The 26,585-nt window shown below is 56.8% G+C and carries 30 protein-coding genes; 20 read left to right on the plus strand and 10 right to left on the minus strand.

Annotated elements, in window-relative coordinates; all coding sequences use genetic code 11:
* Positions 1–36 precede the first annotated feature (36 nt).
* From AC5EFR_RS07245 to AC5EFR_RS07260, 4 genes are all read right to left on the minus strand, one after another.
* Complete coding sequence (locus AC5EFR_RS07245; RefSeq protein ID WP_493575197.1) at positions 37–2,130, minus strand: methyl-accepting chemotaxis protein; 2,094 nt, start codon at positions 2,128–2,130, stop codon at positions 37–39.
* A gap of 73 nt (positions 2,131–2,203) precedes the next feature.
* Positions 2,204–2,551: a TfoX/Sxy family protein gene (locus AC5EFR_RS07250; protein ID WP_493575198.1), complete on the minus strand. Its 348-nt coding sequence runs from the start codon at positions 2,549–2,551 to the stop codon at positions 2,204–2,206.
* Positions 2,548–3,363 carry an isocitrate lyase/PEP mutase family protein gene (locus AC5EFR_RS07255; RefSeq protein ID WP_493575199.1) on the minus strand — a complete coding sequence of 272 codons (816 nt, stop codon included), beginning with the start codon at positions 3,361–3,363 and terminating at the stop codon, positions 2,548–2,550. Before AC5EFR_RS07255 ends, AC5EFR_RS07250 begins: the two co-directional genes overlap by 4 nt.
* Entirely contained in the window at positions 3,364–4,551 is a 1,188-nt protein-coding gene (locus AC5EFR_RS07260) for a pyridoxal phosphate-dependent aminotransferase (RefSeq protein WP_493575200.1), read from the minus strand.
* Positions 4,552–4,827: 276 nt separating this feature from the next.
* Between AC5EFR_RS07260 and AC5EFR_RS07265 the strand changes: the two genes are divergently transcribed.
* Both AC5EFR_RS07265 and AC5EFR_RS07270 read left to right on the plus strand, forming a co-directional pair.
* Positions 4,828–5,178 (plus strand): hypothetical protein, encoded by a 351-nt coding sequence (locus AC5EFR_RS07265; protein WP_493575201.1) that lies wholly within the window; start codon positions 4,828–4,830, stop codon positions 5,176–5,178.
* Positions 5,126–6,469, plus strand: coding sequence for a DNA-packaging protein (locus tag AC5EFR_RS07270; RefSeq protein ID WP_493575202.1), 1,344 nt, complete (start codon positions 5,126–5,128; stop codon positions 6,467–6,469). The genes AC5EFR_RS07265 and AC5EFR_RS07270 overlap by 53 nt, the downstream gene beginning before the upstream one ends.
* A gap of 52 nt (positions 6,470–6,521) precedes the next feature.
* Here AC5EFR_RS07270 and AC5EFR_RS07275 read toward each other — a convergent pair whose 3' ends face one another.
* Complete coding sequence (locus AC5EFR_RS07275) at positions 6,522–6,920, minus strand: hypothetical protein (protein WP_493575203.1); 399 nt, start codon at positions 6,918–6,920, stop codon at positions 6,522–6,524.
* 289 nt (positions 6,921–7,209) lie between these two features.
* On the opposite strand from AC5EFR_RS07275, the gene AC5EFR_RS07280 reads away from it, so the two are divergent.
* The 17 genes from AC5EFR_RS07280 (at position 7,210) to cysE (ending at position 20,662) form a co-directional block, all read left to right on the plus strand.
* Entirely contained in the window at positions 7,210–8,412 is a 1,203-nt protein-coding gene (locus AC5EFR_RS07280; RefSeq protein ID WP_493575204.1) for a phage portal protein, read from the plus strand.
* A gap of 1 nt (position 8,413) precedes the next feature.
* A complete protein-coding gene (locus tag AC5EFR_RS07285; RefSeq protein ID WP_493575292.1) occupies positions 8,414–8,629 on the plus strand; it encodes a GTA head formation protein, RCAP_rcc01685 family in 216 nt (71 codons plus the stop codon).
* Positions 8,630–8,652: 23 nt separating this feature from the next.
* The gene (locus tag AC5EFR_RS07290) at positions 8,653–9,195 is read left to right on the plus strand and encodes an HK97 family phage prohead protease (RefSeq protein ID WP_493575205.1); all 543 of its coding nucleotides are present in this window, start codon (positions 8,653–8,655) and stop codon (positions 9,193–9,195) included.
* Between the two features lie 27 nt (positions 9,196–9,222).
* Positions 9,223–10,404, plus strand: coding sequence for a phage major capsid protein (locus AC5EFR_RS07295; RefSeq protein ID WP_493575206.1), 1,182 nt, complete (start codon positions 9,223–9,225; stop codon positions 10,402–10,404).
* A 161-nt stretch (positions 10,405–10,565) separates the two neighbouring features.
* Positions 10,566–11,159, plus strand: coding sequence for a head-tail connector protein (locus AC5EFR_RS07300; RefSeq protein WP_493575207.1), 594 nt, complete (start codon positions 10,566–10,568; stop codon positions 11,157–11,159).
* The gene (locus tag AC5EFR_RS07305; RefSeq protein WP_493575208.1) at positions 11,156–11,494 is read left to right on the plus strand and encodes a phage head closure protein; all 339 of its coding nucleotides are present in this window, start codon (positions 11,156–11,158) and stop codon (positions 11,492–11,494) included. The genes AC5EFR_RS07300 and AC5EFR_RS07305 overlap by 4 nt, the downstream gene beginning before the upstream one ends.
* Positions 11,491–11,898 (plus strand): DUF3168 domain-containing protein, encoded by a 408-nt coding sequence (locus AC5EFR_RS07310; RefSeq protein ID WP_493575209.1) that lies wholly within the window; start codon positions 11,491–11,493, stop codon positions 11,896–11,898. The genes AC5EFR_RS07305 and AC5EFR_RS07310 overlap by 4 nt, the downstream gene beginning before the upstream one ends.
* A 25-nt stretch (positions 11,899–11,923) precedes the next feature.
* A complete protein-coding gene (locus AC5EFR_RS07315) occupies positions 11,924–12,346 on the plus strand; it encodes a phage major tail protein, TP901-1 family (RefSeq protein WP_493575210.1) in 423 nt (140 codons plus the stop codon).
* Positions 12,346–12,678, plus strand: coding sequence for a gene transfer agent family protein (locus tag AC5EFR_RS07320; protein ID WP_493575211.1), 333 nt, complete (start codon positions 12,346–12,348; stop codon positions 12,676–12,678). Before AC5EFR_RS07315 ends, AC5EFR_RS07320 begins: the two co-directional genes overlap by 1 nt.
* On the plus strand, positions 12,665–12,883 hold the full coding sequence (locus AC5EFR_RS07325) for a rcc01693 family protein (protein WP_493575212.1): 219 nt from the start codon (positions 12,665–12,667) through the stop codon (positions 12,881–12,883). Before AC5EFR_RS07320 ends, AC5EFR_RS07325 begins: the two co-directional genes overlap by 14 nt.
* Complete coding sequence (locus AC5EFR_RS07330; protein ID WP_493575213.1) at positions 12,876–13,538, plus strand: RcGTA-type gene transfer agent tail tape measure protein; 663 nt, start codon at positions 12,876–12,878, stop codon at positions 13,536–13,538. Before AC5EFR_RS07325 ends, AC5EFR_RS07330 begins: the two co-directional genes overlap by 8 nt.
* 12 nt (positions 13,539–13,550) lie before the next feature.
* The gene (locus tag AC5EFR_RS07335) at positions 13,551–14,183 is read left to right on the plus strand and encodes a phage distal tail protein, Rcc01695 family (RefSeq protein WP_493575214.1); all 633 of its coding nucleotides are present in this window, start codon (positions 13,551–13,553) and stop codon (positions 14,181–14,183) included.
* Positions 14,183–15,070, plus strand: a complete 888-nt coding sequence (locus tag AC5EFR_RS07340) for a phage/gene transfer agent baseplate hub protein (RefSeq protein ID WP_493575215.1) — start codon at positions 14,183–14,185, stop codon at positions 15,068–15,070. Before AC5EFR_RS07335 ends, AC5EFR_RS07340 begins: the two co-directional genes overlap by 1 nt.
* Complete coding sequence (locus AC5EFR_RS07345) at positions 15,067–15,501, plus strand: NlpC/P60 family protein (protein WP_299932755.1); 435 nt, start codon at positions 15,067–15,069, stop codon at positions 15,499–15,501. The genes AC5EFR_RS07340 and AC5EFR_RS07345 overlap by 4 nt, the downstream gene beginning before the upstream one ends.
* Entirely contained in the window at positions 15,501–19,448 is a 3,948-nt protein-coding gene (locus AC5EFR_RS07350) for a baseplate multidomain protein megatron (RefSeq protein WP_493575216.1), read from the plus strand. The genes AC5EFR_RS07345 and AC5EFR_RS07350 overlap by 1 nt, the downstream gene beginning before the upstream one ends.
* A complete protein-coding gene (locus AC5EFR_RS07355; protein ID WP_493575217.1) occupies positions 19,445–19,738 on the plus strand; it encodes a DUF7742 family protein in 294 nt (97 codons plus the stop codon). The genes AC5EFR_RS07350 and AC5EFR_RS07355 overlap by 4 nt, the downstream gene beginning before the upstream one ends.
* A gap of 114 nt (positions 19,739–19,852) precedes the next feature.
* A complete protein-coding gene (cysE, locus tag AC5EFR_RS07360) occupies positions 19,853–20,662 on the plus strand; it encodes a serine O-acetyltransferase (protein ID WP_493575218.1) in 810 nt (269 codons plus the stop codon).
* A gap of 65 nt (positions 20,663–20,727) precedes the next feature.
* Here cysE and AC5EFR_RS07365 read toward each other — a convergent pair whose 3' ends face one another.
* The 5 genes from AC5EFR_RS07365 to AC5EFR_RS07385 form a co-directional block, all read right to left on the minus strand.
* Positions 20,728–22,044 (minus strand): pyruvate dehydrogenase complex dihydrolipoamide acetyltransferase, encoded by a 1,317-nt coding sequence (locus AC5EFR_RS07365; RefSeq protein WP_493575219.1) that lies wholly within the window; start codon positions 22,042–22,044, stop codon positions 20,728–20,730.
* Between the two features lie 76 nt (positions 22,045–22,120).
* Positions 22,121–23,503 carry a pyruvate dehydrogenase complex E1 component subunit beta gene (locus AC5EFR_RS07370; protein ID WP_493575220.1) on the minus strand — a complete coding sequence of 461 codons (1,383 nt, stop codon included), beginning with the start codon at positions 23,501–23,503 and terminating at the stop codon, positions 22,121–22,123.
* Positions 23,503–23,895 (minus strand): VOC family protein, encoded by a 393-nt coding sequence (locus AC5EFR_RS07375; RefSeq protein ID WP_493575221.1) that lies wholly within the window; start codon positions 23,893–23,895, stop codon positions 23,503–23,505. Before AC5EFR_RS07375 ends, AC5EFR_RS07370 begins: the two co-directional genes overlap by 1 nt.
* A gap of 1 nt (position 23,896) precedes the next feature.
* Positions 23,897–24,892, minus strand: coding sequence for a pyruvate dehydrogenase (acetyl-transferring) E1 component subunit alpha (pdhA, locus tag AC5EFR_RS07380; RefSeq protein ID WP_299927517.1), 996 nt, complete (start codon positions 24,890–24,892; stop codon positions 23,897–23,899).
* A gap of 212 nt (positions 24,893–25,104) precedes the next feature.
* Entirely contained in the window at positions 25,105–25,407 is a 303-nt protein-coding gene (locus tag AC5EFR_RS07385; RefSeq protein ID WP_299927514.1) for an FtsB family cell division protein, read from the minus strand.
* A 283-nt stretch (positions 25,408–25,690) separates the two neighbouring features.
* Here AC5EFR_RS07385 and AC5EFR_RS07390 point away from each other — a divergent pair, with 283 nt between their 5' ends.
* Positions 25,691–26,578, plus strand: coding sequence for an alpha/beta hydrolase (locus tag AC5EFR_RS07390; protein ID WP_493575222.1), 888 nt, complete (start codon positions 25,691–25,693; stop codon positions 26,576–26,578).
* Positions 26,579–26,585: the final 7 nt, after the last annotated feature.

The following is a 26,585-nucleotide window of genomic DNA, read 5'->3' on the forward strand; positions in this document are numbered from 1 at the left end:
AACCAATTTTTAAAGGGGCCCATCGGGCCCCTTTTTCTATGCTGCTGCTGACCGATTGGTCTGGCTCGTTTCTCCAAAGTTGAAGTCTGACAGTATTTCGGCAAGTCGTTGCGCCGTGTTTGCCATGTCGCCTGAGACGGATTTTGTTTCGCCGGCCATCGAGGTGTTCGCGTTGGTTAAATCGCGCAAGACATGCATGGCTTGGTTGACCGCCTGAAGATCGCTGGCTTGTCGTTCTGCAGAGTCGGTGACTTTGTGCAACGTGCCATTCACATGTACAACGCTTTCGATAATGTCTTGCAGCGTTTGACCCGCGGTATGGACGAGTTGAACACCTTCATCGACTTCTCGTCCACTTTCTGAGATCAGCGATTTGATGTTGTTTGCCGCTTGGGTAGACCGACGCGCTAGGTCGCGTACTTCTTCTGCAACGACCGCAAATCCACGCCCACTTTCGCCAGCGCGGGCCGCTTCGACACGCGCGTTGAGCGCCAGTAGGTTCGTCTGAAACGAAATTTCTTCGATCATCGAAATGATTTGAGCGATTTGTTCGGAGCTTTTGGCAATTCGGTCCATGGCGTCGACGGCCTGACGAACAATGTCACCTGAATGATGCGCCTTTTCGCGAGCTTCGCGAGCGGAGTCATTGGCGGAGGCAAGTTGGCCCAAATCAGCCTGAACCGTTTTTGCAACTTGGTCAACGCTGTTGGCGGTCTGACCAATCGTCTGGCTTTGCGTGTTGGTGCGCGTTGCAAGATCGTCTGAAGAGGACGCCATGTGTTCAGCCCGGTTTGACATATCCTGAACAGCTGTTTTCAATTCGAGCAAAACAGAACGAAGGCGGCCTGTTGCGGTGTTGAAATTCTGACGTAACGGTTCGTATTCTTGCGATAGCGGATCATCGAATTGAAGGGAGAGATCGGCCTCAGCCAATGCTTGTAGGCCTTCGCTTACCATATCCACGGCCCCTTTGGCTTTGGATTGCCATTCGGCCTCATCTGCCTCTTTGATGCGCTTGTTTTCTGCCTGCATCGCAAGGGTTTCTTGTTTGAACCGGTAAATTGATTCCGCCATGATGTTGATTTCGGATCGCCCTTCGATGAAGGGGACACGCACATCGAAATCACCAGTTTTGAAACGGGCCATAATGCCGATCAGCTTGCGAATTTTTGAGATCATCCGCTCAAACACAACGATTGAGAAAATCACAGTTGCCAGCACAACACTGGCCACGACCATGGCCAACCGATTGAACGCAAATTGGGTTTCTGACAATTGCTGTTCTGATAGAATGTGGATGTCATTGGCCAAAGCGAGTTCACTTTCACGCAGAACCCGGATCCAATTCGAAGAGGTTTCAAACCATTCAGGACCCGAAAAATCCGGCTCGGATTCTCCATATCCTGTTGAGATCAACGCTTCACGCATGGCTTGGATGTCAGTTGCCTCTGGCGTGGCCAACAAGGTTTGTAGAAGATCATCACGTCGCAGGATTTGCCCGGAAGACACTAACATGGCTTGCTGACTATTGATCAGGTTCAGAAGCTGTTGATGCAATGCCTTATCGGTGGCGTTCTTGCCAATAATAATGGCACCTGTGGCGCGTTCAAGTCCGGCCATTTCCTTGGCCAAGTTCACATGAAGGCGTGCTTCCCTCATAATGGACAGTCTTGCATTGTTGCCAGCCACATTAGACGCGGCGGTAGCGTCCAACAAATCCTTGATTCGGCCCGTGTACCATCGCTTTAAGTCGGCTGAGGGGAGATCCAAGCTGGCGATCGTCTTGCGAATGTTGGCCAGATTTTTGATGTCTTGTTCGAATTGTTGCGCTGTGGCCGGAAGTGTTTGTATTTTGGCGAAATACGCCTCCATCAGGTTGGCCAGAGCTATGTCAGTTTGCTTGTGCTGTTCTTTGAGGGCTGTGTCGAAAATCCGCCCCTTTGACGCCGCATACCCCGCAGAAAACCCGCGTTCGCGTTGCAATTCATGTATCGCATCGTTGAGAATATCCGAGTGTTCGATGCCTATCAAACTTGTTTCCAACTCCGCCTTTTGGTCGGCAAGAATGGATAATTCATCATAGGAAAAAAACGCTATCAGCGCGATCAAAGGTAGCAAAATCGCAAACATATTCATTCGTAAAGTCATCGCGGGCCCTCGGAAAATACCAGTATGACTTTTCAGACGTCCTCCTAACGTCGGGTTAAAAAGGCCCCTTGAACCCTTTTGGAATAACTCCAATTGCAACGAGTTCTTTCTCAATGCGCGAAAGCGGGTCGACGGATGTGGTGGATTTCAAACTGTCAAATTGCTGGCGGAGGGTGTCTTTTTCCTTGCCTTTGCAGTCGTTCCACGGACGCCCCTGAAGCGCCATATGCAAAACGTAGTACCCAATAAAATGTGGGTGTGTTCCGGAGCTTAGCATCCGTTTGTAGGCCTCATGAGCACCGAGGTCACGCAGGGTTTCTGCGTCAGCAACCCCGGCGCGGTGCAAGGCTTGTTCGACCGAGGGGCCGAGATTGCGGATTGAGGTGATGGGTGTGCCGGTCATTTGTTTAGAAGTTGATCTATTTGGGCCCCAGAGATCGTATGTGTCAGCGCGTCAAAGGAACCGTCGCCAAACATTTGCGAGGCAGCATCAAAGATTACGCGGTGCGTGACCCGAGCCAAAGCGGAGCCGATGGAGATACGCGCCACTCCGGCCTTGGCGAAAGCCGTGCGGTCGTGGTTTGCAAATGGTCCTGCGGCTAAGGCGTTGACCGGAAGGGCCGTCGCCGCGCAGATTCTGGCGAGATCGTTGAAGTTCGGCGGCATGGGGATGTAGACACAATCGGCCCCGGCGGCTTCATAGGCTTGAATACGACGGATGGCTTCGGCGAGGTCATATTGACCGTTCATAACGCCATCCGCCCGCGCCACGAGAACGAAATCACGCGGAAGGGAACGACAAGCCGATGCGGCGGCGCGAATGCGTTCAACAGCAATATCAGCGGGGTAGGGGGCGTCAGCGGGAAGTGCAGTATCTTCTATTGAGATACCGGCGAGACCGACCTCACAGGCGAGGCGAACGGTTTCTGCACAGGTTTCAGGAGCCTCGCCAAAGCCGTTTTCGAAATCACCGGACACCGGAACAGACAGCGCTGAAACGAGGTCTGAGGCATGGCTTAGCGCTTGGTCTCGGGTGACGTGGCCCATGTCAGGGCGACCCAAAGTAAAGGCATGGGCCGCCGAGGAGGTTGCGATCGCCGGGGCGCCCAGAGCGGCCAGCATTTTGGCCGATCCGATGTCCCAGGCATTGGCCAGAATGAACGGATCACCCGGAACATGCAGGGCGCGAAAGGCGGGGCCGGGATCATGCGTCACTTAGGTCTCCTTTGAGAGGTCTTGCGCAAACTTGCATATTGTCCTGACAGAATCTGACAGTTTGGCATCATTAACCGTGAGGGCGACGCGGATGTGACCCGCGGCAGAGGTGCCAAAACTCTCACCGGGCATAACGGCGATTTTATGTTCACTCAGAAGGGCTTGGGCAAAGTCGAAACCAGAAAGGCCCGTAGCGCGAATGTCGAGCATTGTGTACATCGCCCCGTTTGAGGGGATTGCGGTCACGGTGTTTTGCTCGGCCAAGACATCAAGGATGAGGGCGCGACGGCGACGGAAGGGGGCGGCGATCTGTTCTTCGAGCGCATCGCCTTGTTCAAGCGCAAAGAGCGAGGCGTCTTGGATATAGCCGGGCACGCCGTAAGTGGTTGAGGTTGCGAGATCAATCAGGCAGTTGATGGCAGCAACGGGCCCGACGATCCACCCAATGCGCGAGCCGGTCATCGCGTGGCTTTTGGACAGGGATCCGACAACCAAGGTACGGTCGATCATGCCGGGGAGGGCACGGGGGCTGATGTGTTCGCCTTCCCAGATTTGTGTGTCGTACACCTCGTCCGAGATCAGCCACATGTCAGTGTCGATGCAGGTCTGCGCGATGGCCTCGAGGTTTTCACGGGGATAAACGGAGCCGGTGGGGTTGTTGGGGGAATTGATCAACAAGGACCGGGCGTTATGGGTTTGCGCGGCTTTGGTTATTTCGTCCGGTGACGGCAGGAACGCGTCGCGCGCCCGGGTTGGAATCGCCACCGGATTGGCCGAAGCGGAGCGGATGGTACCCGGATAGGTGGCATAATAGGGATCAACGTAAAGCGCGGTATCGCCCGGGCTACACACGGCCATATGAGCGGCAAACAACGCGGATTGGCCACCGGGCGTGATCAGGACATTTTCGGCGGTTGTCGGGGCACCGGTGCGGGTTTGAATGCGTTTTGCAACCGCGTCACGAAGCGCGTGAACGCCGGGAACCAGAGCATAGCCGGTGTGCCCGCCCAACGCCGAATGGTGCATGGCGTCAAGAATACTGGCGTCGGTTCGCACATCATGTTCACCAATCGTGAGTTCCGTCACCTGTTCGCCGTCGGCAATCATTTTGCGGGCGCGATAGAAGACTTCCCAGCCGTCGGAGCCGCCGGAGGTGATGGACGTGATGCGTGAAGACAGTTTTGCCATGTAGGGTTCCTTTTGTAGTACGCCCCTGATGCCAGAGCAATTGACGGGCTGGCAAGCACAACCGCACATCCGGTAACGCTTTCTTAATTTTTATAAACCGTATCAAAGGCTTGCGTTCGCACCCCCGATTGACCCGACGGCCCCCGCAACGTAAATTCCCAAACATGCTGGACGCGGTATGAGAGCGGAGCAAAAGGTGATCAACACCTCGCCGGAAATGTCTCATGCCCATGCACCCTGGAGGGGGCAACCTTACAGGCAAAAAAGGTGTCGAGCATGGAAAGAGCAGAAAAAGACCCGGTTTTGATCCGGGCGAAAGACGATGTTCAGCGACTGGAAGACCAACGCGAAGAAATCGCGCAGGAGCTGGACGACCTCACCACGGAAATTCGTGAGCTGAGGACGCGTATCAGGAATGGAGACCCCGAGAGGAAAGGCGAATCCGGTAAGTTGCTGGGTGACGTGAAGTATTGGCTCAAGGCAGCCAGAGAAACGGAGTGTGAGATTGATGCCATCCGACGAAAAGAAAGCGAGATCACCGGAGATTACGGGCTCGACCTTGAAGCGGCCCGACATGAGATCGGGTGCCGTCTGGCTCGCCTCCGCCCCTGCGACGGTGCAGGATGAGTTTCTGAACGGATTGTCAGAAGGGGGGCGCATTGCGCTCCCCTATATGTTTGAATTTTGGGCGCATGAGCATCAGCTCGCGCCAAAAGGGGATTGGCGGGCTTGGGTCATTCTGGGGGGCCGCGGTGCAGGCAAGACGCGCGCCGGATCAGAATGGGTGCGATCGATGGTGGAGGGGGCGAGACCATTGAGCAAAGGCAAGTGCCGACGATTGGCCTTGATCGGGGAAACCTTTGATCAGGTGCGTGAAGTGATGATTTACGGCGACAGCGGCATCATGGCGTGTAGCCCTCCGGATCGAAAACCCAAATGGGTGGCATCGCGGCGCTGTTTGGTTTGGCCCAATGGTGCCGAAGCGATGGCCTTTTCAGCCCATGACGCCGAAGGGCTACGCGGGCCGCAATTTGATGGCGCTTGGGTCGATGAGTTGGCCAAGTGGAAAAAGGCGCGCGAAACCTGGGATATGCTGCAATTTGGGTTGCGTTTGGGCGATCACCCGCAGGTTTGCGTGACGACAACGCCGCGCAATGTTGAGGTGTTGAAGGAGCTGTTGGAGTTGCCGTCGACGGTGGTAACCCGCGCCGCGACCGAAGCGAATGCCGCCAATCTGGCGAAGTCGTTCCTTGAGGAAGTGCGGGCGCGTTATGCGGGCTCAAAGCTTGGGCTGCAGGAATTGGATGGGGTCTTGCTTGATGAGATCGAAGGGGCGCTTTGGACGCGTGAGATGTTTGACGGCGCGCGGGCCGGGAAATTGCCGGAGTTTGATCGGATTGTTGTGGCGGTCGATCCGCCCGCAGGCGAAGGCAAAACCAGCGATGAATGCGGGATTGTTGTGGCCGGGGTGGTCAAAGATGGACCGCCAAAGGATTGGCGCGCCTATGTTCTAGAGGACGCGACGGTTCAGGGCCTTTCGCCTTTGGGCTGGGCCGAGGCGGCGGTTGAGGCGGCCAAACGGTGGGAAGCGGACCGGGTTGTGGCCGAGGTCAACCAAGGCGGGGCGATGGTGTCGGAATTATTGCGGCAGGTTGATCCGATGGTTGCGGTCAAGGCGGTGCACGCGACGCGGGGCAAATCCGCGAGGGCGGAACCGATAGCGGCGCTTTATGAACAGGGCCGGATCAAACATTGTCGCGGCCTTGAGGAGTTGGAGAGCCAGATGTGCCTGATGACCCATGCGGGGTTTGAAGGGGCCGGGAGCCCGGACCGGGTGGATGCCTGTGTTTGGGCTTTGGCAGAGTTGATGATGCAGCCCGCCGGATGGCAAACCCCGAAAGTTCGGGTTTTGCGCTAGATTGAGTTTTAAGAAGGCATCGCAGTTTTGCGGTGCCTTTTGCTATGGCGCGCTATTTCGGTTTGGCGCGCTTTCCGTTGGGGGCCAAATATTCGCGCGCACTAGAGCGCCCGTTTTTGTCTTTGACCGTGATGACATAGCGGTTTCCGGGCGATCCGGACGAAAATTGACCGGTGCAGGTTTCAAAATCTTGGACGTCGACGCCATGTTTGTCACAAAACCCCGGAAATGCGGTTTTGAGAAGCAAGGCCGTCTCTTCGACGTCACCCTCGGGATAGGTGCCGGTTGTTTGCCCGGTCAGAAAATCAATGGTGAGACTTCGATTTTTATTGGCGGCGGCTTCGGCAAAGACATGCGTGTGCAGAACATGACCGGGCACAACGAAGCTTAGACCACCGGCCAGCGAGTCGGCGAAATTATGGGCCACACTATGAAGACGGTTGTGTTTCATACGAGATGATTAGCGGATGCCATCGGGCGCGCCAAGGTCGCTAGAATTTCATTTCGACATAATCTTTATTTTCAGTGACTTATAGTGTTGCGCCACCTGCGTGCGGTGGTCTCAAGGCCTCTTAACCCGCAAACCCTAAGTTAGGTTTCAAGACGAAGGGCGGCCTTCGAAACACTGATCCAAAGGATGTGACCCCGGACACAGAACGAGCACCGCGAAGGCCAATGGTTTTTGCGAACAGGCTCGGCTTGCCCGGTGACATATCTGCCAAGGAAGAGGAGCGAGACGAATGGTATTCGATTTTCTGCGGCGCGCACAGCAGCCCGAAATGGCCAGCACACCGGCACCAGAGGCAAAGGCATCGGCCACAGGGCGGATCGTGGCGCAGATGGCGGGCGGGCGTGTGGCCTGGTCACCGCGTGATACGGTTTCGCTAACCAAGCAGGCCTTTGCTGGCAATCCGGTTGGGTTTCGCGCTGTGAAGCTAATCGCCGAGGCAGCCGCAGCGTTGCCGCTTGTGCTTCAGGATGCCGATATGCGCTATGCTGAACATCCGGTTCTCAAGCTTATTGCCGGTCCAAACCCGGCACAGGGGCGCGCGGATTTCTTTGAGGCGCTTTATGGTCAAATGCTTTTGTCGGGTGACGGCTATATTGAAGCCGTGTCCGGTGAACAGGGCGTTCCGTTTGAGCTGCATGTGCTGCGTTCGGATCGGATGCGCGTTGTGCCCGGTGCCGATGGCTGGCCCGTTGCCTATGAATATAGTGTAGGTGGCCGCAAGCATCGTTTCAATGTGACCGGGCCGATTTCGCCGATCTGTCATGTCAAGAACTTCCACCCTCAGGATGATCATTATGGGCTTTCGGCGCTGCAAGCCGCCGCGCAGGCCGTGGATGTCCACAACAGCGCTAGCCGCTGGACCAAAGGGTTGCTTGATAATGCCGCCCGGCCAAGCGGGGCGATTGTTTGGAAAGGGGCCGAGGGCCAGGGGCATCTGACACCAGAGCAGTTTGAACGCCTGACCCATGAGATGGAGAGCATGCACCAAGGCGCGCGCAATGCCGGTCGTCCGATGTTGTTGGAAGGTGGTTTGGATTGGAAGCCGATGGGGTTCTCGCCATCGGATATGGAATTCCAAAAGACCAAAGAAGCCGCCGCGCGTGAGATTGCCACCGCCTTTGGGGTGCCGCCCATGTTGCTTGGCATTCCCGGCGAGGCGACTTTTGCCAACTATGCCGAAGCACACCGGGCGTTCTATCGCCAGACCGTTTTGCCATTGGCGAGCAAAGTCTCGGCCTCGGTTGGGCGTTGGTTGTCGAGCCATATTGGCGAAGAGGTTGAACTCAAACCGGACCTAGATCAGGTCCCGGCCTTGGCCACCGAGCGTGACGCGCAATGGAACCGTGTTGCGGTCGCTGACTTCCTAACCGCCGCTGAAAAACGCCAGATGCTGGGACTGCCAGCACTGCCGGAAGGGGAAAACGGTGAGTGACATGCGTGCAAAGGAACCCTTTGCCTGCGCACCGGCCTTGCGGCTGGAAGCCCATGAAAGGGTTAGCAAACTGCATATCGACGCGCTGAATGACAAGTTTTCGCGCATCGAAGTGCTGATGGAACGATTGGAAAAACGCCTGTGGCTCACGGTTTACGGGGTGGCTGGGGTGATCCTTGCCGAGGCTTTCCAAGGCTTGATGCATACCGCGCAATAAGCGCGCCATTGAAAGGACGGAACATGGATCTGGAACACAAGTTCTGCCGCTTTGACGCGGAGATCACTGTGGTCGAAGGTACAAAGATCGAGGGCTATGCCTCGCTCTTTGGGGCCTGTGATCAAGGCGGTGATGTGGTGAGCAAAGGGGCCTACGCCCGCTCACTCAAAAAGCTCGAAGCGGACAATCGTGCGGTCAAAATGCTGTGGCAGCATGACCCGGCCCAGCCCATCGGGATTTGGGACGAGGTGCGCGAAGACGAACGCGGCCTTTATGTCAAAGGCCGGTTGCTGGACAGCGTTGAAAAGGGCCGCGAGGCCGCAGCGTTGATCGAAGCGGGTGCGATTGACGGGTTGTCGATCGGTTACCGTACGGTGAAAGCGGCAAAGAATGACAAGGGCCAGCGGCTCTTGAACGAACTGGAGCTTTGGGAAGTGTCGCTTGTGACCTTCCCGATGCTACCCAGTGCCCGAGTGGCGGCCAAGGCTGAAGAGCTGGATGTCGATCATTGGGGTGACTTGGCGGATGTCATTGAAGACGCCCGCCGTAACCTGGCGGGCGACTGAGCCACGCCACTCATGAGGAACACGCACATGAGTACAGCCGAGACCAAGTCTCGGACCGGGGAAGATATGCCTCCGGTCGCCCGGGTGAGTGCCGCAATGGCGGGACTGATTGGGGATTTCAAGGCCTTACAGGCCGACCTTCAAGAGAAGCTTCATAAACAGGAAGAGCGACTGACCATGCTTGATCATAAATCTGCCGTAGCGGCACGCCCCGCACTGTCGACCCACGCAGAGGTTGACGCCCCACACCAGAAAGCCTTTGACGCATATCTGCGTTCGGGTGAAGACGACGGCCTGCGCGGCCTGGAGCTTGAAGGCAAGGCGATGTCCTCGGCGGTCAACTCCGATGGTGGGTACCTTGTTGATCCAGTGACCGCAGAGACGATCAAATCGACCCTTGCATCAACTGCGTCAATTCGTGCGATTTCGAATGTTGTGAACGTTGAAGCAACGTCGTTTGATGTTCTGATCGACCAGAATGACACGGGGGCCGGCTGGGCAGACGAAGTATCGGCCGCAGCCGAAACGGGTACACCGAGCATCGAGCGTATTTCGATCCCGCTCTATGAGCTGAACGCCATGCCGAAAATTTCGCAGCGTCTTTTGGATGACAGCGCTTTTGACGTCGAAGATTGGCTGGCTGGTCGTATCTCAGACAAGTTTGCCCGTGCAGAGGCCTCTGCCTTTGTCAGCGGTGATGGTGCCGACAAACCGCGTGGTTTCCTTGATCACACGGCTGTTGAAAATGACAGCTGGAGCTGGGGCAACCTTGGCTATGTTGAAACCGATCTGACCCCCGATCTGGGCGATGGCGACACGGTGATTGACTTGGTTTACGCGCTGGGTGCCGAATATCGTGCCAATGCGACCTTTGTCATGAACTCCAAGACCGCTGGAGCCTTGCGCAAGCTGAAGGATCAGGATGGTCGTCACCTTTGGGCCGATGGTTTGGCGGCGGCAGAGCCAGCCCGTTTGCTAGGCTACCCGGTTCTGATTTCCGAAGATATGCCAGACATTGGCCCATCGGAAACTCCGATTGCCTTTGGTGACTTTGGTGCCGGGTACACCATCGCCGAACGTCCGGATCTGCGCGTGTTGCGCGACCCCTTTAGCGCCAAGCCTCATGTCCTGTTCTATGCGTCCAAGCGCGTTGGCGGCGATGTAAGCGACTTTGCCGCGATCAAACTGCTGCGTTGCGCTGCTTCTTAAGCGAACCGCAATGAGATGAGAGGCGGGGGCAGGTCCCGCCTCTCTGAGGGCGCGCGCAGCCGATGGTGTCCAGCAGTCCCCCTCCGCCCGTGCAGCGTGGGCGGCGCGCGCCCGTCACCGTACGGGGACCGGGGAAGGCCAAGGGAATTCGGAGTAGAAAAATGATGTTGGTGGAAGAAACTCAGGTGCCCGAAGCGGCCCTTCCAATCGCGGCGCTAGCGCGCCATTTGAGGCTGGGAAGCGGGTTTGGCGAAGAAGATCTGCAAGAGGCGGTGTTGGGTTCGTTCCTACGTGCCGCAATGGCAGCAATTGAGGCCCGAACAGGCAAAGCCTTGATCACACGCGGGTTTGTCGTAACCTTTGCAGAGTGGCGCAACGCCGAGGGGCAAGGGTTGCCGGTTGCTCCGATCCAGTCGATTTCTGATGTGACCTATGTGGATCGGTTTGGGGCCACATCCACTTTGGAGTCGTCTGCTTATCGTCTGCAACAGGATTCATTTGAACCCAAATTGAAATCAACATCGGCAACGCTTCCTTCGATACCAAGTGAAGGGGCCGTCGAGATTAGGTTTGATGCGGGGTTTGGACCGGCTTTTGAAGATGTGCCGAGCGATCTTGCTCAAGCCGTTTTGTTGCTTGCGGCCCATTATTACGAATACCGTGATGAAACCGCACTGAGCCAAGGCTGTATGCCTTTTGGTGTTACCAGCTTAATTGCGCGTTACCGCCATGTGCGGTTGGGGACGGGCGCATGAAACGGCCCAACCTAAACAGAAAACTGTCCCTCGAGGCCCTAGACCGTGCGGCCGATGGTGCCGGTGGCTTTACGGAGGAATGGCAATCGCTCGGAACGCTATGGGGCGAAGTGCAGCCGCGGAGCGGACGGTTGGGCGAAGGTGAAGCCGGCGCGGTGTCTGTCGCTGGATTTCGGATTGTCGTGCGTGGCGCCCCGGTTGGGCATTCTTCACGCCCGGTCGCAGGTCAACGGTTCCGTATGGGGAGCCGAATTTTCCGGATCGAAGCCGTGACCGAACGCGAGCCAAAGAGCTTCTACTTGAATTGTCATTGCGAAGAGGAGTTGGCGGTATGAGTTATGCATTATCTGGCCCCCTGCAAACCGCAGTGTTTGCTGAACTTCAGTCCAGTGTGACGTTGGACTCTTTGGTTGGCGACAACATCTTTGATGCGTTGCCAAGCGGCCCCTTGCCCCAAACCTATGTGGCGATCGGGCCGGAAACCGCAACCGAAGCAGGAGACGGAACCGATGACGGGGCCTGGCACGAGTTTGTGGTGTCTGTTGTCACCGAAACCTCTGGCTTTTTGACCGCGAAACAGGCGGCGGGCGCGATCAGCGACACGTTGCATGAAGCAGACTTGGCCCTGAGCCGTGGCCGTTTAGTTGGCCTGTGGTTCCGCAAGGCCAAAGCAACCCGCGAAACCGGCGGTATTCGTCGGATCGATCTCACGTTCCGCGCACGCGTGGAAGACAATTGACCCTTTTCAAAACGGAGTAGTAGCTATGGGTGCTCAGAACGGCAAAGACCTTTTGGTCAAAGTGGACCTGTCTGGTGACGGTCAATTCGAAACAATGGCAGGCCTGCGCGCAACCCGCGTCAGCTTTAATGCCGAACAGGTCGACGTGACCACGTTGGAAAGCCAGGGGGGCTGGCGCGAGCTGCTGGCCGGGGCGGGCGTGAAATCCGCCAATATTTCCGGCTCTGGTGTCTTTAAGGACGCCCAGACCGACGAACGTGCGCGTCAGATCTTTTTTGATGGTGAAACACCGGATTTTCAGGTGATCATTCCCGACTTTGGCACCGTCGAAGGGGCGTTCCAAGTAACCAGCATCGAATATTCGGGATCGCACAACGGCGAGGCAACCTATGAGGTGTCTATGGCCTCGGCGGGCGAACTCAACTTTATCGCGGTGCCGGTACTGTAATGGGCAATCCGTGGCGGGGGGATGTGGCGCTGACCATTGATGGTGAGCGTCACAACATGCGGCTGACACTTGGCGCTTTGGCCGAGCTGGAAGCCGGGCTGGACAGCGGATCGCTGGTGGAACTGGTGCAACGGTTCGAAAAAGGCGGTTTCAGCACGCGCGACGTGCTGGCGCTTATCGTGGCCGGATTGCGCGGCGGCGGATGGCAGGGGCAGGCCAAAGACTTGCTGAATGCCGAAATTGCTGGTGGTCCGATGGCGGCCACACGCGCAGCGGCCGAGCTTTTGGCCCGTGCTTTCATGTTGCCGGAGCAGGCGGATGAAGGGATTTGATTGGCCTGAGCTCATGCGAGCGGGGATGCGCGGGCTTGGCCTGCGCCCCCAGGAATTTTGGGACCTGACCCCGGCAGAGTTGCAATTGATGTTGGGTGAAGGTGACGGCGGAAAACCGATGGGACGTTCCCGGCTCGATGAGCTTATGGATGCGTTTCCTGATGATGGGTCGCCGGTGAACAAGGAGATGCTTCGAGATGGCTGAAAGTGAGATGATAGATGACCTGCAAGAGCAGGTCGATGCCTTGGAAAGCTCGCTTGGCGGGGCAATTGATGTGGCGGCGCAATTCGATCAGGAAATGCGCAAAGTCCATCAAAGTTTTGACTCCGCCGGGCAGGGGGCCAATCGGCTTGAACGGTCTTTGAGTTCAGGGGTGACGAAGGCCATTGATGGTGTCGTTCTGGACGGTGTCAAATTGTCGGATGCGCTGCGGACGGTTGCCAACTCGATGATTGACCTGGCTTGGAAGTCCGCGGTCAAGCCCGTTGCGAACCATATCAGCGGTATGATCGCGAGCGGTGCCTCGGCGATGTTTGGTGCCTATTCGCCTTTTGCCGATGGCGGCAGCTTTTCGCAGGGGCGTGTCATGCCATTTGCAAATGGCGGTGTCGTTAATGGGCCGGTGACCTTTCCGATGCGAGGCGGAATGGGGCTGATGGGCGAAGCGGGTCCCGAGGCGATTATGCCATTGGCGCGTGGCCCCGATGGCAAACTTGGCGTGCGCGGCGGTGGCGGTGGCGGTGCGGTCAATGTCGTGATGAACATCCAGACTCCTGATGTGCAGGGGTTTCAACGCAGCCAGTCGCAGATCGCCGCTCAGATGAGCCGGGCACTGGGACGTGGCGCACGCAATCGGTGATCGGAGGGTACTATGTCGTTTCATGAAATTCGTTTCCCGGCGGACCTGAGCTTTGGGTCTGTTGGTGGGCCTGAGCGCCGAACCGATATCGTTCAACTGACCAGCGGCCACGAAGAACGCAATACGCCTTGGGCTCATTCGCGTCGTCGCTATGATGCGGGTCTGGGTTTGCGATCTTTGGATGATGTCGAGGCCCTGATTGCGTTTTTCGAGGCGCGCCAAGGGCAGTTGTTCGGTTTTCGCTGGAAAGACTGGGCTGACTTCAAATCCTGTCCGCCGTCAAAGCGGGTGGCGACCGGTGACCAGATCATTGCCTATGGGGATGGCACCACGCGTAGTTTCCAATTGATCAAAAACTATTCGTCCGGTGGGGCGACCTATGCGCGTCCAATCACCAAGCTCGTTGCCGGGTCCGTAGTTGCGGCGGTTCAAGATGTGGAACGCCGCGAGGGGGTGCATTTTGAGATTGATACCGACACAGGGGTGATCACCTTTGATGAAATTCCCTTGGCCGGTGTCGAGATCAGTGCCGGTTTCGAATTTGACGTGCCTGTGCGTTTTGACACCGACCGTATCAATGTGTCGGTTGCCAGCTTTCGGGCCGGTCAGGTCCCCGATGTGCCGGTTGTGGAGGTACGGGTCTGATGTCAGGAGCAGAAGCACTTCATGCGCATTTGCAAGACGGCGTTGGGTCGGTTTGCCGCGCTTGGGCGGTGATCCGCAAAGATGGTACCAAGTTCGGGTTCACCGATCATGACCGCGCGCTTGCCTTTGATGGCTATGAGTTCAAGGCCGATACGGGGTTGTCCGCCAAGGCGCTACAACAGGCGACCGGGTTGTCGGTCGACAATACCGAAGCCATGGGCGCGCTCAGCGACGCCGCTATCCGGGAAGAGGATATCGCCGCTGGCCGTTTCGACGGGGCCGAGGTGATTGCCTGGCTTGTGAATTGGTCGGATGTCGCGGCGCGGCGGATTATGTTTCGCGGCACCATTGGGGAACTGCGGCGGGGCGGCGGGGCGTTTCACGCCGAGTTGCGCGGGTTAACCGAAGCCCTTGGTCGCCCGATTGGGCGCGTCTACCAAAAACCGTGTTCCGCGGTTTTAGGTGGGCGTGGTTGTCGCTTTGATCTTGCCACGCCAGGTTACTTTTACGAGGCTCCGATCGCGCGGGTTGAGGACAATCGGGTGTTTTCCTTTGAAGGGGCAACTGAGTTCGAAACGGACTGGTTTCAACGTGGCCGCCTAGATGTCATTTCCGGTGCGGCCAAGGGGTTAACCGGATCCATCAAGCGGGATCGAATGTCGGGTGATGGGTATCGGGACCTTGAAATCTGGGAACCTTTGCGGGCCGATATCGCGCCCGGTGACATCATTCGGATAAGCGCAGGCTGTGACAAACGGATGGAAACCTGTCGTTTGAAGTTCAACAATTTGTTGAATTTTCAGGGGTTTCCGGACATTCCCGAAGAGGACTGGGTCACCGTTTATCCCACACATGCCAAAAAGCAAAACGGGGGCAGCCGAAGATGACTTGTGTGGTTGAGGCTGCACGCGGCTGGATCGGTACGCCTTATGTGCATCAAACATCGCGTAAAGGGGCGGGCACTGATTGTCTTGGTCTTTTGCGCGGTGTGTGGCGCGAGGTGATCGGATCGGAACCCGAAAAGGTTCCGGCCTATAGCATGGATTGGTCTGAACCTCAGGGTGATGAGCGTTTGTGGCGTGCAGCCATGCGGCATTTGCAGCCCAAACCACGAGACGACGCGGCCCCCGGTGATATCCTGTTGTTTCGCATGCGCGAAGGCGCCGTCGCGAAACATATCGGCATTCAGGCCGAAACAGGGGCGGGGGCCTCATTCATACATGCCTATAGCGGGCATGGGGTGATCGAAAGCGCGCTTGGCGCGTCCTGGGAACGGCGCATCGTCGCGCGGTTTGCCCTACCATTGGAGATCGAGTGATGGCGACTATCCTTCTTTCAGCTGCAGGGGCAGCACTTGGCAGTTCTATGGGTGGATCTCTTTTGGGATTGTCCATGACCGCTGTTGGCCGTTTCATCGGAGCATCTATTGGCCGGTCCTTGGATCAGCGCTTGCTGGGACAGGGGTCTGACGCCATAGAAATGGGCAAAATCGAGCGGTTTCGCCTAAGCGGTGCCGGTGATGGGGCCCCAATCGCGCAGATCTATGGACGTATGCGGGTAGGTGGCCATGTGATTTGGGCGACCGAGTTCAAAGAGCATGTCAAGAAATCTGGCGGTGGTGGCAAGGGGGGGCCCCCCAGTCCCAAGGTCAAATCCTATAGCTATTCGATTAGTCTGGCGATTGCTCTTTGCGAAGGCGAAATCACCGGAATCAATCGTGTTTGGGCTGATGGGGCCGAGGTTGCACTCAAGGACTTAAACATGCGTGTCTATTATGGCACCGACGAACAAATGCCCGATCCAACCATGGAAGCGATCGAGGGAGGCGGGCTTGTGCCGGCTTACCGTGGGACGGCCTATGTGGTGATGGAAAACCTCAGTCTGGCCAGTTTCGGCAACCGCGTTCCACAGTTTAGCTTTGAGGTCACGCGACCCGAGTTGCGCGACGCCCAAGAGGTTCCACAGGCGATCAAAGGTGTCGCGATGATACCGGGAACCGGCGAGTATTCTTTGGCGACCGATCCGGTCTATCTCACCTACTTCAAATATGACCTACCCGAAGAGATTTGGGGCGGCATGACATTGGCATCAAGCCGCAAGGTAACCAATGTCAACTCCCCCTCCGAAGAACCCGATTTTAACACCTCACTCAACCAGTTGCGCGACGAGTTGCCCAATTGTGGCGCAGCGTCGTTGGTGGTCAGTTGGTTTGGCAATGATTTGCGCTGTGGCTCTTGTGAAATTCAGCCCAAAGTCGAACAGATCGAATTCGATTCCGAAAAGATGCCATGGGTGGTGAGTGGGTTAGACCGTGCGTCGGCGCAAGTTGTTCCGGAAGAAGGCGGCCGTGTTGTCTATGGCGGTACGCCTGCGGATGCCAGCGTGATCCAAGCGATCCGTCGCATGTCCTCCCAAGGCCTCAAGGTCATGTATTACCCTTTCATCTTGATGGATCAGATGGCGGACAACACTTTGATTGACCCGTGGACCGGAGGAACCGGGCAGCCCAAGCTGCCTTGGCGCGGGCGGATCACCACAAGTCTTGCCCCCGGTCAGGATGGCTCTCCTGATTTGACGGCAGCGGCAGATACAGAGGTCGCGACCTTCTTTGGGACCGCGTCGGCGTCTGATTTCACCGTATCGGGCGATGATGTGACGTACTCAGGCCCGCAAGAGTGGTCGTATCGCCGTTTTGTCCTGCACCAAGCGGCGCTTTGTGCTGCTGCGGGCGATGTGGCGTCGTTTTGCATCGGGTCGGAAATGCGCGCGTTGACGCAAATTCGCGGGGCAGATGGCTTTCCGGCGGTTGATCAGTTGAAACTGCTGGCTGCTGAGTGCCGGCTAATCCTTGGGCCAGATGTCAAAATCGGCTATGCGGCGGATTGGTCTGAATATTTCGGCTACCACCCACAGGATGGCTCGGGCGATTTGTACTTCCATCTTGATCCGCTTTGGAGCGACGAAACCATAGATTTCATTGGGATCGACAACTACATGCCAATTGCGGATTGGCGTGATGGGGATGATCATGCTGATGCGGAGTGGGGGACGATCTACAACGTCGATTACCTGCGCGCCAACATCGAAGGCGGTGAAGGGTATGATTGGTACTACTCCTCAGCCGAAGGGCGCGAGGCGCAAAACCGCAAAGCGATCACCGATGGGGAACATAACGAACCCTGGGTGTGGCGCTACAAGGATATCCGCAATTGGTGGGGCAACCGACATCACGAACGTCGTGCAGGCGTGCGCGATGACACGCCCACCGATTGGGAGCCACAGTCAAAGCCGATATGGTTTACCGAATTGGGCTGTGCGGCGGTGAACAAAGGGGCCAACCAGCCCAACAAGTTCCTTGACCCAAAGTCGTCTGAATCGTCCTTGCCGCATTTTTCCAATGGTTTGCGGGATGAGGCCATGCAGCGGCAATACCTGCGCGCCATGATGGGCTATTGGTCGGATGAAGCCAACAATCCACAATCCGAGGTCTATGACGGCCCGATGTTGGACATGGACAACGCCTATGTCTGGGCATGGGATGCGCGGCCATTCCCGTGGTTCCCCGGCAATAGTGAGCTTTGGTCTGATGGGGCAAATTACCGTCGCGGCCATTGGTTGAATGGACGGGCCTCGGCTCGGTCTTTGGCCTCGGTTGTTCAAGAACTCTGTAACCGGGCGGGTGTAACGCATATCGATACAAGCCAACTCTATGGCGTTGTTCGTGGCTTTGTTGAACCCAATGTCACGGATGCGCGGCGCTCGCTTCAGGCCCTGATGTTAGCTCACGGGTTTGATGCAATCGAACGTGACGGCATGTTGGTTTTCCGGATGCGGGATGGGCTCAAAGCCATTGATATCAATCACGAAGACCTTGCGTTGAGTGACGAGGTCGATGGCGACTTGACCGAAGTGCGCGCCGGTGAGGCCGAAATGGCGGGGCGTGTGCGTGTGCGCTTTATCGAGGCCGACGGCGATCATCAGGTGGCCGCCGAAGAGGCGATCTTGCCCGATGATGAAACCCATGCGGTCGCGGAAACCGAGCTGGCCCTGACCATGACACGTGGTGAAGGGTTGCAAACTGCGGAGCGTTGGCTTGCCGAAGGGCGGGTCGGGCGTGACACGCTGCGCTTTGCATTGCCGCCCTCCAAACTACAGCTTGGGGCCGGTGACATCGTGCGTATCCCGTCGAAATCGGGGCCAACTTTGGCGCGGATCGACCGGGTGGATGTGATGGATCATCAGATCGTCGATGCGGTTCGGATCGAGCCGGATGTCTATCAGCCGTCCGATTACACCGATGACGCCGCAGCTATTCGGCCATACGAGGCCGCTGTTCCAGTCACGCCGATCTTTATGGATTTGCCACTGATGAGTGGTGACGAAGTTGAACACGCCCCGCATCTGGCGTTGACAGCGGAACCTTGGCCGGGGTCGGCCGCGGTCTATGACTCGGCAACGGATGCGGATTACGAACTCAACAGCATCATCGCGGCGCAATCCGTTGTTGGCGTGACCCAAACCCCGCTGTTCGCGGCGCAATCCGGGTTGATCGACCATGGCTCAGCCCTTGAGGTTCAGCTGTTGTCGGGGGCGTTGCAATCGGTGAGCGATGAGGCCCTTTTGGCCGGGGGCAACCTTATGGCGATCGGCGACGGTAGCCCGGGCAATTGGGAGCTGTTCCAGTTCCGCGATGCCGAGCTTCTGTCCGAGGACAGGTGGCTTTTGTCCCACCGACTGCGTGGACAGGCAGGCACTGACGGGGTGATGCCAGAGTTTTGGCCTCAAGGTGCGCTTGTCGTCATGCTCGATGGAGCTCCGGCGCAAATCGCCTTGGCGGCGGCGCAACGTCGAGTGTCGCGTCATTACCGGGTTGGGCCGGCGCGCCGCTCCTTTGACGATGATACCTATACACATCAAGAGATTGCTTTTGATGGGATTGGGTTGCGCCCCTATAGCCCGGCGCATCTTGTCGCCAGTGAGGTTTCCGGTAACCTAGATGTGTCGTGGATCAGACGAACTCGTATTGATGGCGACGGCTGGGACAGCTTTGAGGTGCCCATGGGTGAAGACACTGAATCCTATTTGGTTCGTGTTCAACAGGGCGAAACCGTAATCCGCGAGGCACAGGTGTCGTCGCCAATCTGGTCTTATGCAGCCTCGCAACAGGCTTCGGATGGTTTGGCTGGTGAATATCAGATCACCGTGGCGCAAGTATCGGCGCGATATGGACCCGGGCCATTTGCCTCGGTTACGTGTCAAGCATGAGACCGGTCCTTCCCGGTGATATAAGCGCGGCGGCGCGGGCCTTGTTGCCCGTGCCGTCGGGCGCGCGGGCCCGTTTGGCAAATCTGTTGGTCAAAGAGGCTGCGGCCGCTGATCGCTATCGCAAACGGTTTCGCAAAGCCCATGCGCAATGGGGCAATGGGACATTGATGTCTGCGGCGATGATGCGGCCATTGGCCCGTGAACCCCGGCTTGATGATCGGGACTATTTGGAATGTCAGTTTTTGGTGTTTGAGGCGCTATTTAAACGGCACCATAGCCCCGTTTTGTAACCACAGCTTACACAGGACGTTTCAAATTGTACCTTGTGAACAGTGTGATCACGGATTTGCGTTTCGCATCAGAGGCACTATCTGTTATTCTGCCTAGGTCAAAGGAGATCACTGATGGCAGAGAGACGCGCAAAACTGGCGGAAATTGATCCGGTCTGGGCCCGGATCATGCGAGAAGCCGAAGAAGCGGTGGCCGAAGAGCCACTGCTAGGTGGATTAATCCACTATTCGGTTTTGCACCATCCAACATTGGAGCGGGCGCTCAGCTACCGTGTGTCGCTCAAGCTTGCCAATGGCGAGATGTCTGAGCAGATCGTACGCGAGATTTGTGACGAGGCCTATAGTTCGGAACCCGACCTTGCCATGGCGGCGCGCGCCGATATAACGGCAACGTTCGAACGCGATCCGGCCTGTCATCGGTTCTTACAACCCTTGTTATTTTTCAAAGGGTTCCAAGCCATTCAAGCCCATCGCATCGCCAATTGGCTTTGGAAAGAAGGGCGCAAGGACCTGTCTTACTTTTTCCAAATGCGCTGTTCCGAAGTCTTTGGGATCGACATTCACCCGGCGGCCACAATTGGCCGGGGTATTATGATCGACCATGCGCATTCGATTGTGATTGGTGAAACCGCTGTTGTGGGTGACAACGTGTCGATGTTGCATTCGGTGACATTGGGCGGGACCGGTAAGGAAGAAGAAGATCGCCATCCAAAGATCGGCAACGGCGTCTTGATTGGTGCCGGGGCCAAGGTTTTGGGCAATATCCATGTCGGTCATTGTTCGCGCGTGGCGGCGGGATCGGTTGTGTTAGAGGAAGTGCCGCCTTGCACAACCGTTGCTGGTGTCCCGGCGCGGATTGTCGGCAAGGCAGGCTGTGATCAGCCATCGGTCGAAATGGATCAATTGCTTCACGACAAAGGCTAGACAGCTAGAAATTGAATTGAAAAAGGCCGGTCAGATGTGATCGGCCTTTTTCATATTCTAAGATGTTAAGCCAACATCATCATCGGATTTTCGAGATTGTCGACAATGGCTTGCAGCAGCTCGGCCCCGAGCGCCCCGTCAATCACCCGGTGATCGACGCTTAGAGTGACCGACATCACAGTCGCGACGGCCAAAGCCCCATCTTCGTTGACCACCGGCTTTTTGACACCGGCACCAACCGCAAGAATGGCCCCATGGGGCGGATTGATAACTGCGTCAAAGTTTTCAATGCCCATCATGCCAAGGTTGGAAATCGCGAAACTGCCGCCTTGGTATTCATGCGGAGCCAGTTTGCGATCGCGAGCACGCGCGGCAAGGTCTTTCATCTCGGCGGAGAGGGCCGAGAGCGATTTTTGATCGGCATCTTGCAGGACCGGGGTGAACAAGCCACCCTCGATAGCGACGGCAACCGCGACGTCCGATGGGGTGAGTTGCAGGATTTTGTCACCCGCCCAAACTGCATTGGCAGCGGGCACCTGTTGTAAGGCGTTGGCGCAGGCTTTGATGATGAAATCATTGACGCTGAGTTTGACGTCGCGCGCCGCCAGTTGCTTGTTGAGTTGGCTGCGGAATGCCAGCAACGCATCCAGCTTGATGTCCCGACGCAGATAGAAATGCGGAATGCTTTGTTTGGCTTCGGTGAGACGCGCCGCGATGGTCTTGCGCATCCCATCCAAGGGGATTTCGGTAACCTCACGGGTTTCATACATGCGGCTGACTGCATCGCTGGATGGACCTGAGGACAATGCAGGTTTTGCCGCTGGTGCCGGAGACGCGTAAGCTGTTGCAGCTTGAGGGGCTGGGGCAGTCGCAACCGGGGAGGCGGTGGCCGCTTCTACATCGGCTTTGACGATACGACCCCGTGGGCCGGTCCCGGCGATTTGAGTGAGATCCAAGCCCTTTTGCGCGGCGATCCTACGGGCCAAAGGCGAGGCAAAGACGCGGTCGCTTGCGTGTTGCGGGGCAGGGGCGGCGGCTTGGTCGGAGCTCCCTAAGGGAGCCGCCTCCACAGCCGCGGCAGGAGGCGATGCCTCTGCCGGCGCTTGTGGCGCGGCTGCGCTCATGTCGGCGGCGGTTTCACCCTCTTCGAGCAGAACCGCAATCGGCGTGTTAACCGCGATTTCGGCGCTGCCGTCGGCCACAAGGATTCTGCCAATCACCCCTTCGTCGACCGCTTCGAATTCCATTGTCGCTTTGTCGGTTTCGATTTCGGCGATCACATCACCGGATTGCACGCTGTCACCTTCTTTGACCAGCCATTTGGCCAAGGTGCCCTCTTCCATGGTGGGGGACAGGGCGGGCATGAGGATTTCAATGGGCATGGGCGGCTCCTGATTTGGGGCGGAAGCGAGGGGCCATCCCCTCGCGCTCCCCGGAGTTTAGCGGGCGAGATGAAGGTTAACGGTAGGTGACTTGTTTGACGGCGTCGACGACTTCGTCAGCGGTAATCAACGCATGCTTCTCTAGATTGGCCGCATAGGGCATCGGAACGTCTTTGCCGGTGCAATTGATCACCGGAGCGTCGAGGTAGTCAAAGGCCTGCTCCATCAGCACAGCAGAGATATGATTGCCGATTGATCCAACCGGAAAACCCTCTTCGACGGTAACGCAGCGATTGGTTTTCTGGACGCTGGCGATCACGGTATCGGTATCGAGAGGGCGCAGGGTGCGCAGGTCAATGACTTCGGCGCTAATACCTTGCTCGGCCAGTTTGTCGGCGGCTTCGAGTGTGTGGGCCATGCCGATCCCAAAGCTTACCAAGGTCACGTCCGTCCCTTCGCGCCACACGCGCGCCTTGCCAAAGGGCACAGTATAATCGTCGATTTCGGGAACATCGAAACTGCGTCCATAGAGGATTTCGTTTTCGAGGAAGATCACCGGGTTTGGATCACGGATGGCGGATTTCAGCAGGCCTTTGGCGTCGGACGCCGAGTAGGGCATCACAACCTTGAGACCGGGGATATGCGCATACCAGGCGGCGTAGTCTTGCGAATGTTGGGCACCAACGCGGGCGGCGGCACCGTTTGGACCGCGAAACACGATGGGACACCCCATTTGACCACCGGACATATAGAGCGTCTTTGCGGCGGAATTGATAATCTGGTCAATGGCTTGCATGGCGAAGTTGAAGGTCATGAATTCAACAATGGGGCGCAACCCACCAAAGGCCGCGCCGACACCAATACCGGCAAATCCATGTTCGGTGATTGGCGTGTCGATCACCCGTTTGGAGCCAAATTCATCCAATAAGCCTTGGCTGATCTTATAGGCCCCTTGGTATTCGCCGACCTCTTCGCCCATCAAAAACACATCGCCATCGCCGCGCATTTCTTCGGCCATGGCATCGCGCAGCGCTTCGCGGACGGTTTGCTTCTTGGTTTTTGTGCCCTCGGGCCAAGGTGGTGTCGCCTTGACGGGGGCAACGGGGGCGGTGTTGCCAGAATTCGCCAAAGAACCCCCGGCAGGGGCCGCCTCCGCAACTGCGGCGGCCGGTTGGCGAGCAGGCGCGGTTGACGCAGAGGCCGCCGGAACATCCTCACCCTCTTCGACCAGAATGGCGATGGCGGTGTTAACCTTAACGTCGGCAGTGCCCTCGGCGATCAGAATCTTGCCAATCACCCCTTCATCGACCGCTTCGAATTCCATCGTCGCCTTGTCGGTTTCGATCTCGGCCATGATGTCGCCGGATTGGACTGCATCACCTTCTTTGACCAACCATTTGGCCAGAGTGCCTTCTTCCATGGTCGGAGACAGGGCGGGCATCAGAATTTCGGTAGCCATTAGACTGTGTCTCCTGCAGCTTGGGTGATCATGCCAACAATATTTCCTTGGCCATCTTCGACATAGGCGCAGCGGCCAATGCCGGGGAAGTCGGTCGGCGGTAGGGCTTCGGCCCCGCCATTGGCAAGCGCCCAATGGTAGCGATCATCGCAATCGGCGACCTCGAACGTCATCGTTCCACCGCGCACCGGGCTGCCGGGGTCTGGGGTTGCGCCCATACGAGCCATCACGCCACCAGTCACGCCCTTGTCCATACCAATGTCAGAGCCTTCAATCAGGTGATAACCAACCTCTTCACCGCCGGGCATTGCACTGAAGGTCCAACCAAACAGGCCCGCATAAAATTCTTTGGCCGCATCGACATCGGCTGCATGTATCTCAAAATGCGGCATATCAAACCTCGGCGTAGATGTCGGTCCACAGCTCTTCGAGCGGCGGTTCCGGGCTTTCGCGGGCAAAATCGGCAGAGGCGCTGACCACCGCTTTGATATCCTTGTCGATCGCTTTCAGATCGTCCTCGGTGGCATGTTTGCCGGTCAACAACAGGTCGCGCACATGATCAATCGGGTCGCGCTCTTCACGCATTTTCTGGACCTCTTCGCGGGTGCGGTATTTGGCCGGATCCGACATGGAATGACCGCGATAGCGATAGGTTTTGATCTCAAGAATATAGGGGCCTTTGCCGGCGCGACAGTGTTTGACGGCCTTTTCACCAGCCGCCTTAACCGCCAGCACATCCATGCCGTCGACAACCTCGCCTTTGATGCCAAAGGCTTCGCCTCGGGTATATAATTCCGGGGTCGACGTGGAACGTTTTTGCGCCGTTCCCATGGCGTATTGGTTGTTTTCAATGACAAAAATCACCGGAAGGTCCCAAAGCGCGGCCATGTTGAAGGCTTCATAAACCTGCCCCTGATTGGCGGCCCCATCGCCGAAATAGGTGAAGGTCACGCGGCCGTTGTCTTTGTATTTATCGGCAAAGGCGAGACCTGCGCCAAGCGGAACCTGTGCACCAACAATACCGTGGCCACCGTAGAAATGCTTTTCCTTGGAGAACATGTGCATCGAGCCGCCCTTACCCTTGGACAACCCGCCAATACGCCCGGTCAATTCGGCCATAACGCCGCCGGGTTCCATGCCACAGGCCAGCATATGACCATGGTCGCGGTAGGATGTGATGCGTTTATCACCCTCTTCGGCAGCGGCCTCAAGCCCGACAACAACGGCCTCTTGCCCGATGTAGAGGTGACAGAACCCACCAATCAGCCCCATGCCATATAGCTGACCGGCCTTTTCTTCGAACCGACGGATCAGCAGCATGTCCTTGTAATAAGCCAAGAGCTCATCAGCGGACACATTGGGCTTGGCAGTTGTTTTGCGCGCGGCCATGGCCGTCTCCTCCCCAATAGAATGTTTAACGTTAAACCAGTTTAGGTTCAGGTTGCCGTGACCGTAGCGTGGCAAGGCCTGCACGTAAAGTGGCCGCGCAATAATAATGCGCGGCGGAATGGCTCAGATTGCACATAATAACATGAGGAAGTTGGAAAATGTCGCGATGACTGTGACATGAACCAAGGCCCATGACAGATATTGACCGAGGGTTAATTAACGACGATCTCGTCGCTCCTAACAAGACCCAAGACATCACGCGCTTGTTGATCGAGGAGATCAAGGTCAAGGAACTCATCCGAAAGCCGCAAGGTGAGGTTTTCCATCCGGGCAACTTCGGCGCGCAGCTCTTCGACTTCACGCTCAAGCTTTTCACCCTCGACCGTGATTTCCGCTCGACGAAACAGCCCAAAATCACCCTGTACAGCGGCAAAGGTGAAGTAAGCTGACAAGCTCAGCGTCACTGCAAAAAAGATCAGAACGCCAAACGAGGGGCGCGCGGTGCGGATGGTCATTCAGAACTGCCCTAAATCACATCTCTTGACTGGATGCGTGCTTTGGTTGTGGCATAAGCCACGCAAGGGGAAAAGAGAGTGATTTCGAGCGGTGCGAATCAGTTTGAAAACCGTTGCATTCCTGCCAAACCTTGCTGCGACTGTGTTAAATCTTGCGAATGGGCGGAAAAGCGTTTTGATCCGGGTTCTTGCTTTTATACTTGTTTCGGTCTCGCTTGTCGGTTGTACGCCGCGCGGAACCTTTGATTTTGATGACGGCCAGGTGACGCAAGAGAAGGCCGTGGTGCAACCGATTTTCGTCGCCACCAACCGGCGCAAGACCGAAGTTTCGACTCAGGGACTGTTTAGTCAGGAGTTCGGCGACATTCGTAACTCCGAAGTTCGGTTTGCGCGAATGGACATCTCGATTCCTGCCACGCATCAACTTGGGCGTATCGAATGGCCGGGTTATGCCACGCCAGATCCGGAAAAGCATTTTGTTGTTCAAAATCAAGCGCTTTATAATGGTGAAAATCAATTTTTGGCGGATCTGAACCGCCAAGAAAACCACCAAGATGTGTTTCTTTTTGTGCATGGATTTAATGTGAACAATGCCGAGGCCGTTTACCGGTTGGCGCAGGTGGCACATGATTATCAGGCGCGCTTGCCGGTGATTGCATTCTCGTGGCCCTCCGCCGGGAGTGCGCAAGGCTATGCCTATGACCGCGATAGCGTGATGTTTTCTCGCGATGGGCTTGAGGAGCTTTTGACCCTTTTGGCCAACCGCAAACGCCGCGTCTATTTGATTGCACATTCCATGGGTAGCCAGTTGGTTATGGAAACCTTAAGGCAGATGTCAATTTCGGGAAACAAACAGGGGATAGAGCAGCTTGAGGCCGTTGTTTTGATAAGCCCCGATATTGATGAAGACGTGTTCAAGCAACAAGCACGGCGCATAAATCCCTTGCCAAAACCGTTTACACTGATGGTTTCCCAACGGGATAAGGCCTTGGGTTTAGCCGCTTTCCTGACGGGAAAACCCAATCGTCTGGGCTCAATTCCATCAGCAGAAAGCCTTGATGGTCTCCCCATCAGCGTGATTGATCTCAGTGATGTTGAAGGCGGCGATGGGGCAGGGCATGCTACGGCCTTTACCTCGCCCGAGGCGATCGAACAGCTTAGAAACTGGTAGGGTTGGG

The sequence above is a fragment of the Pelagimonas sp. genome, from assembly GCF_058892305.1.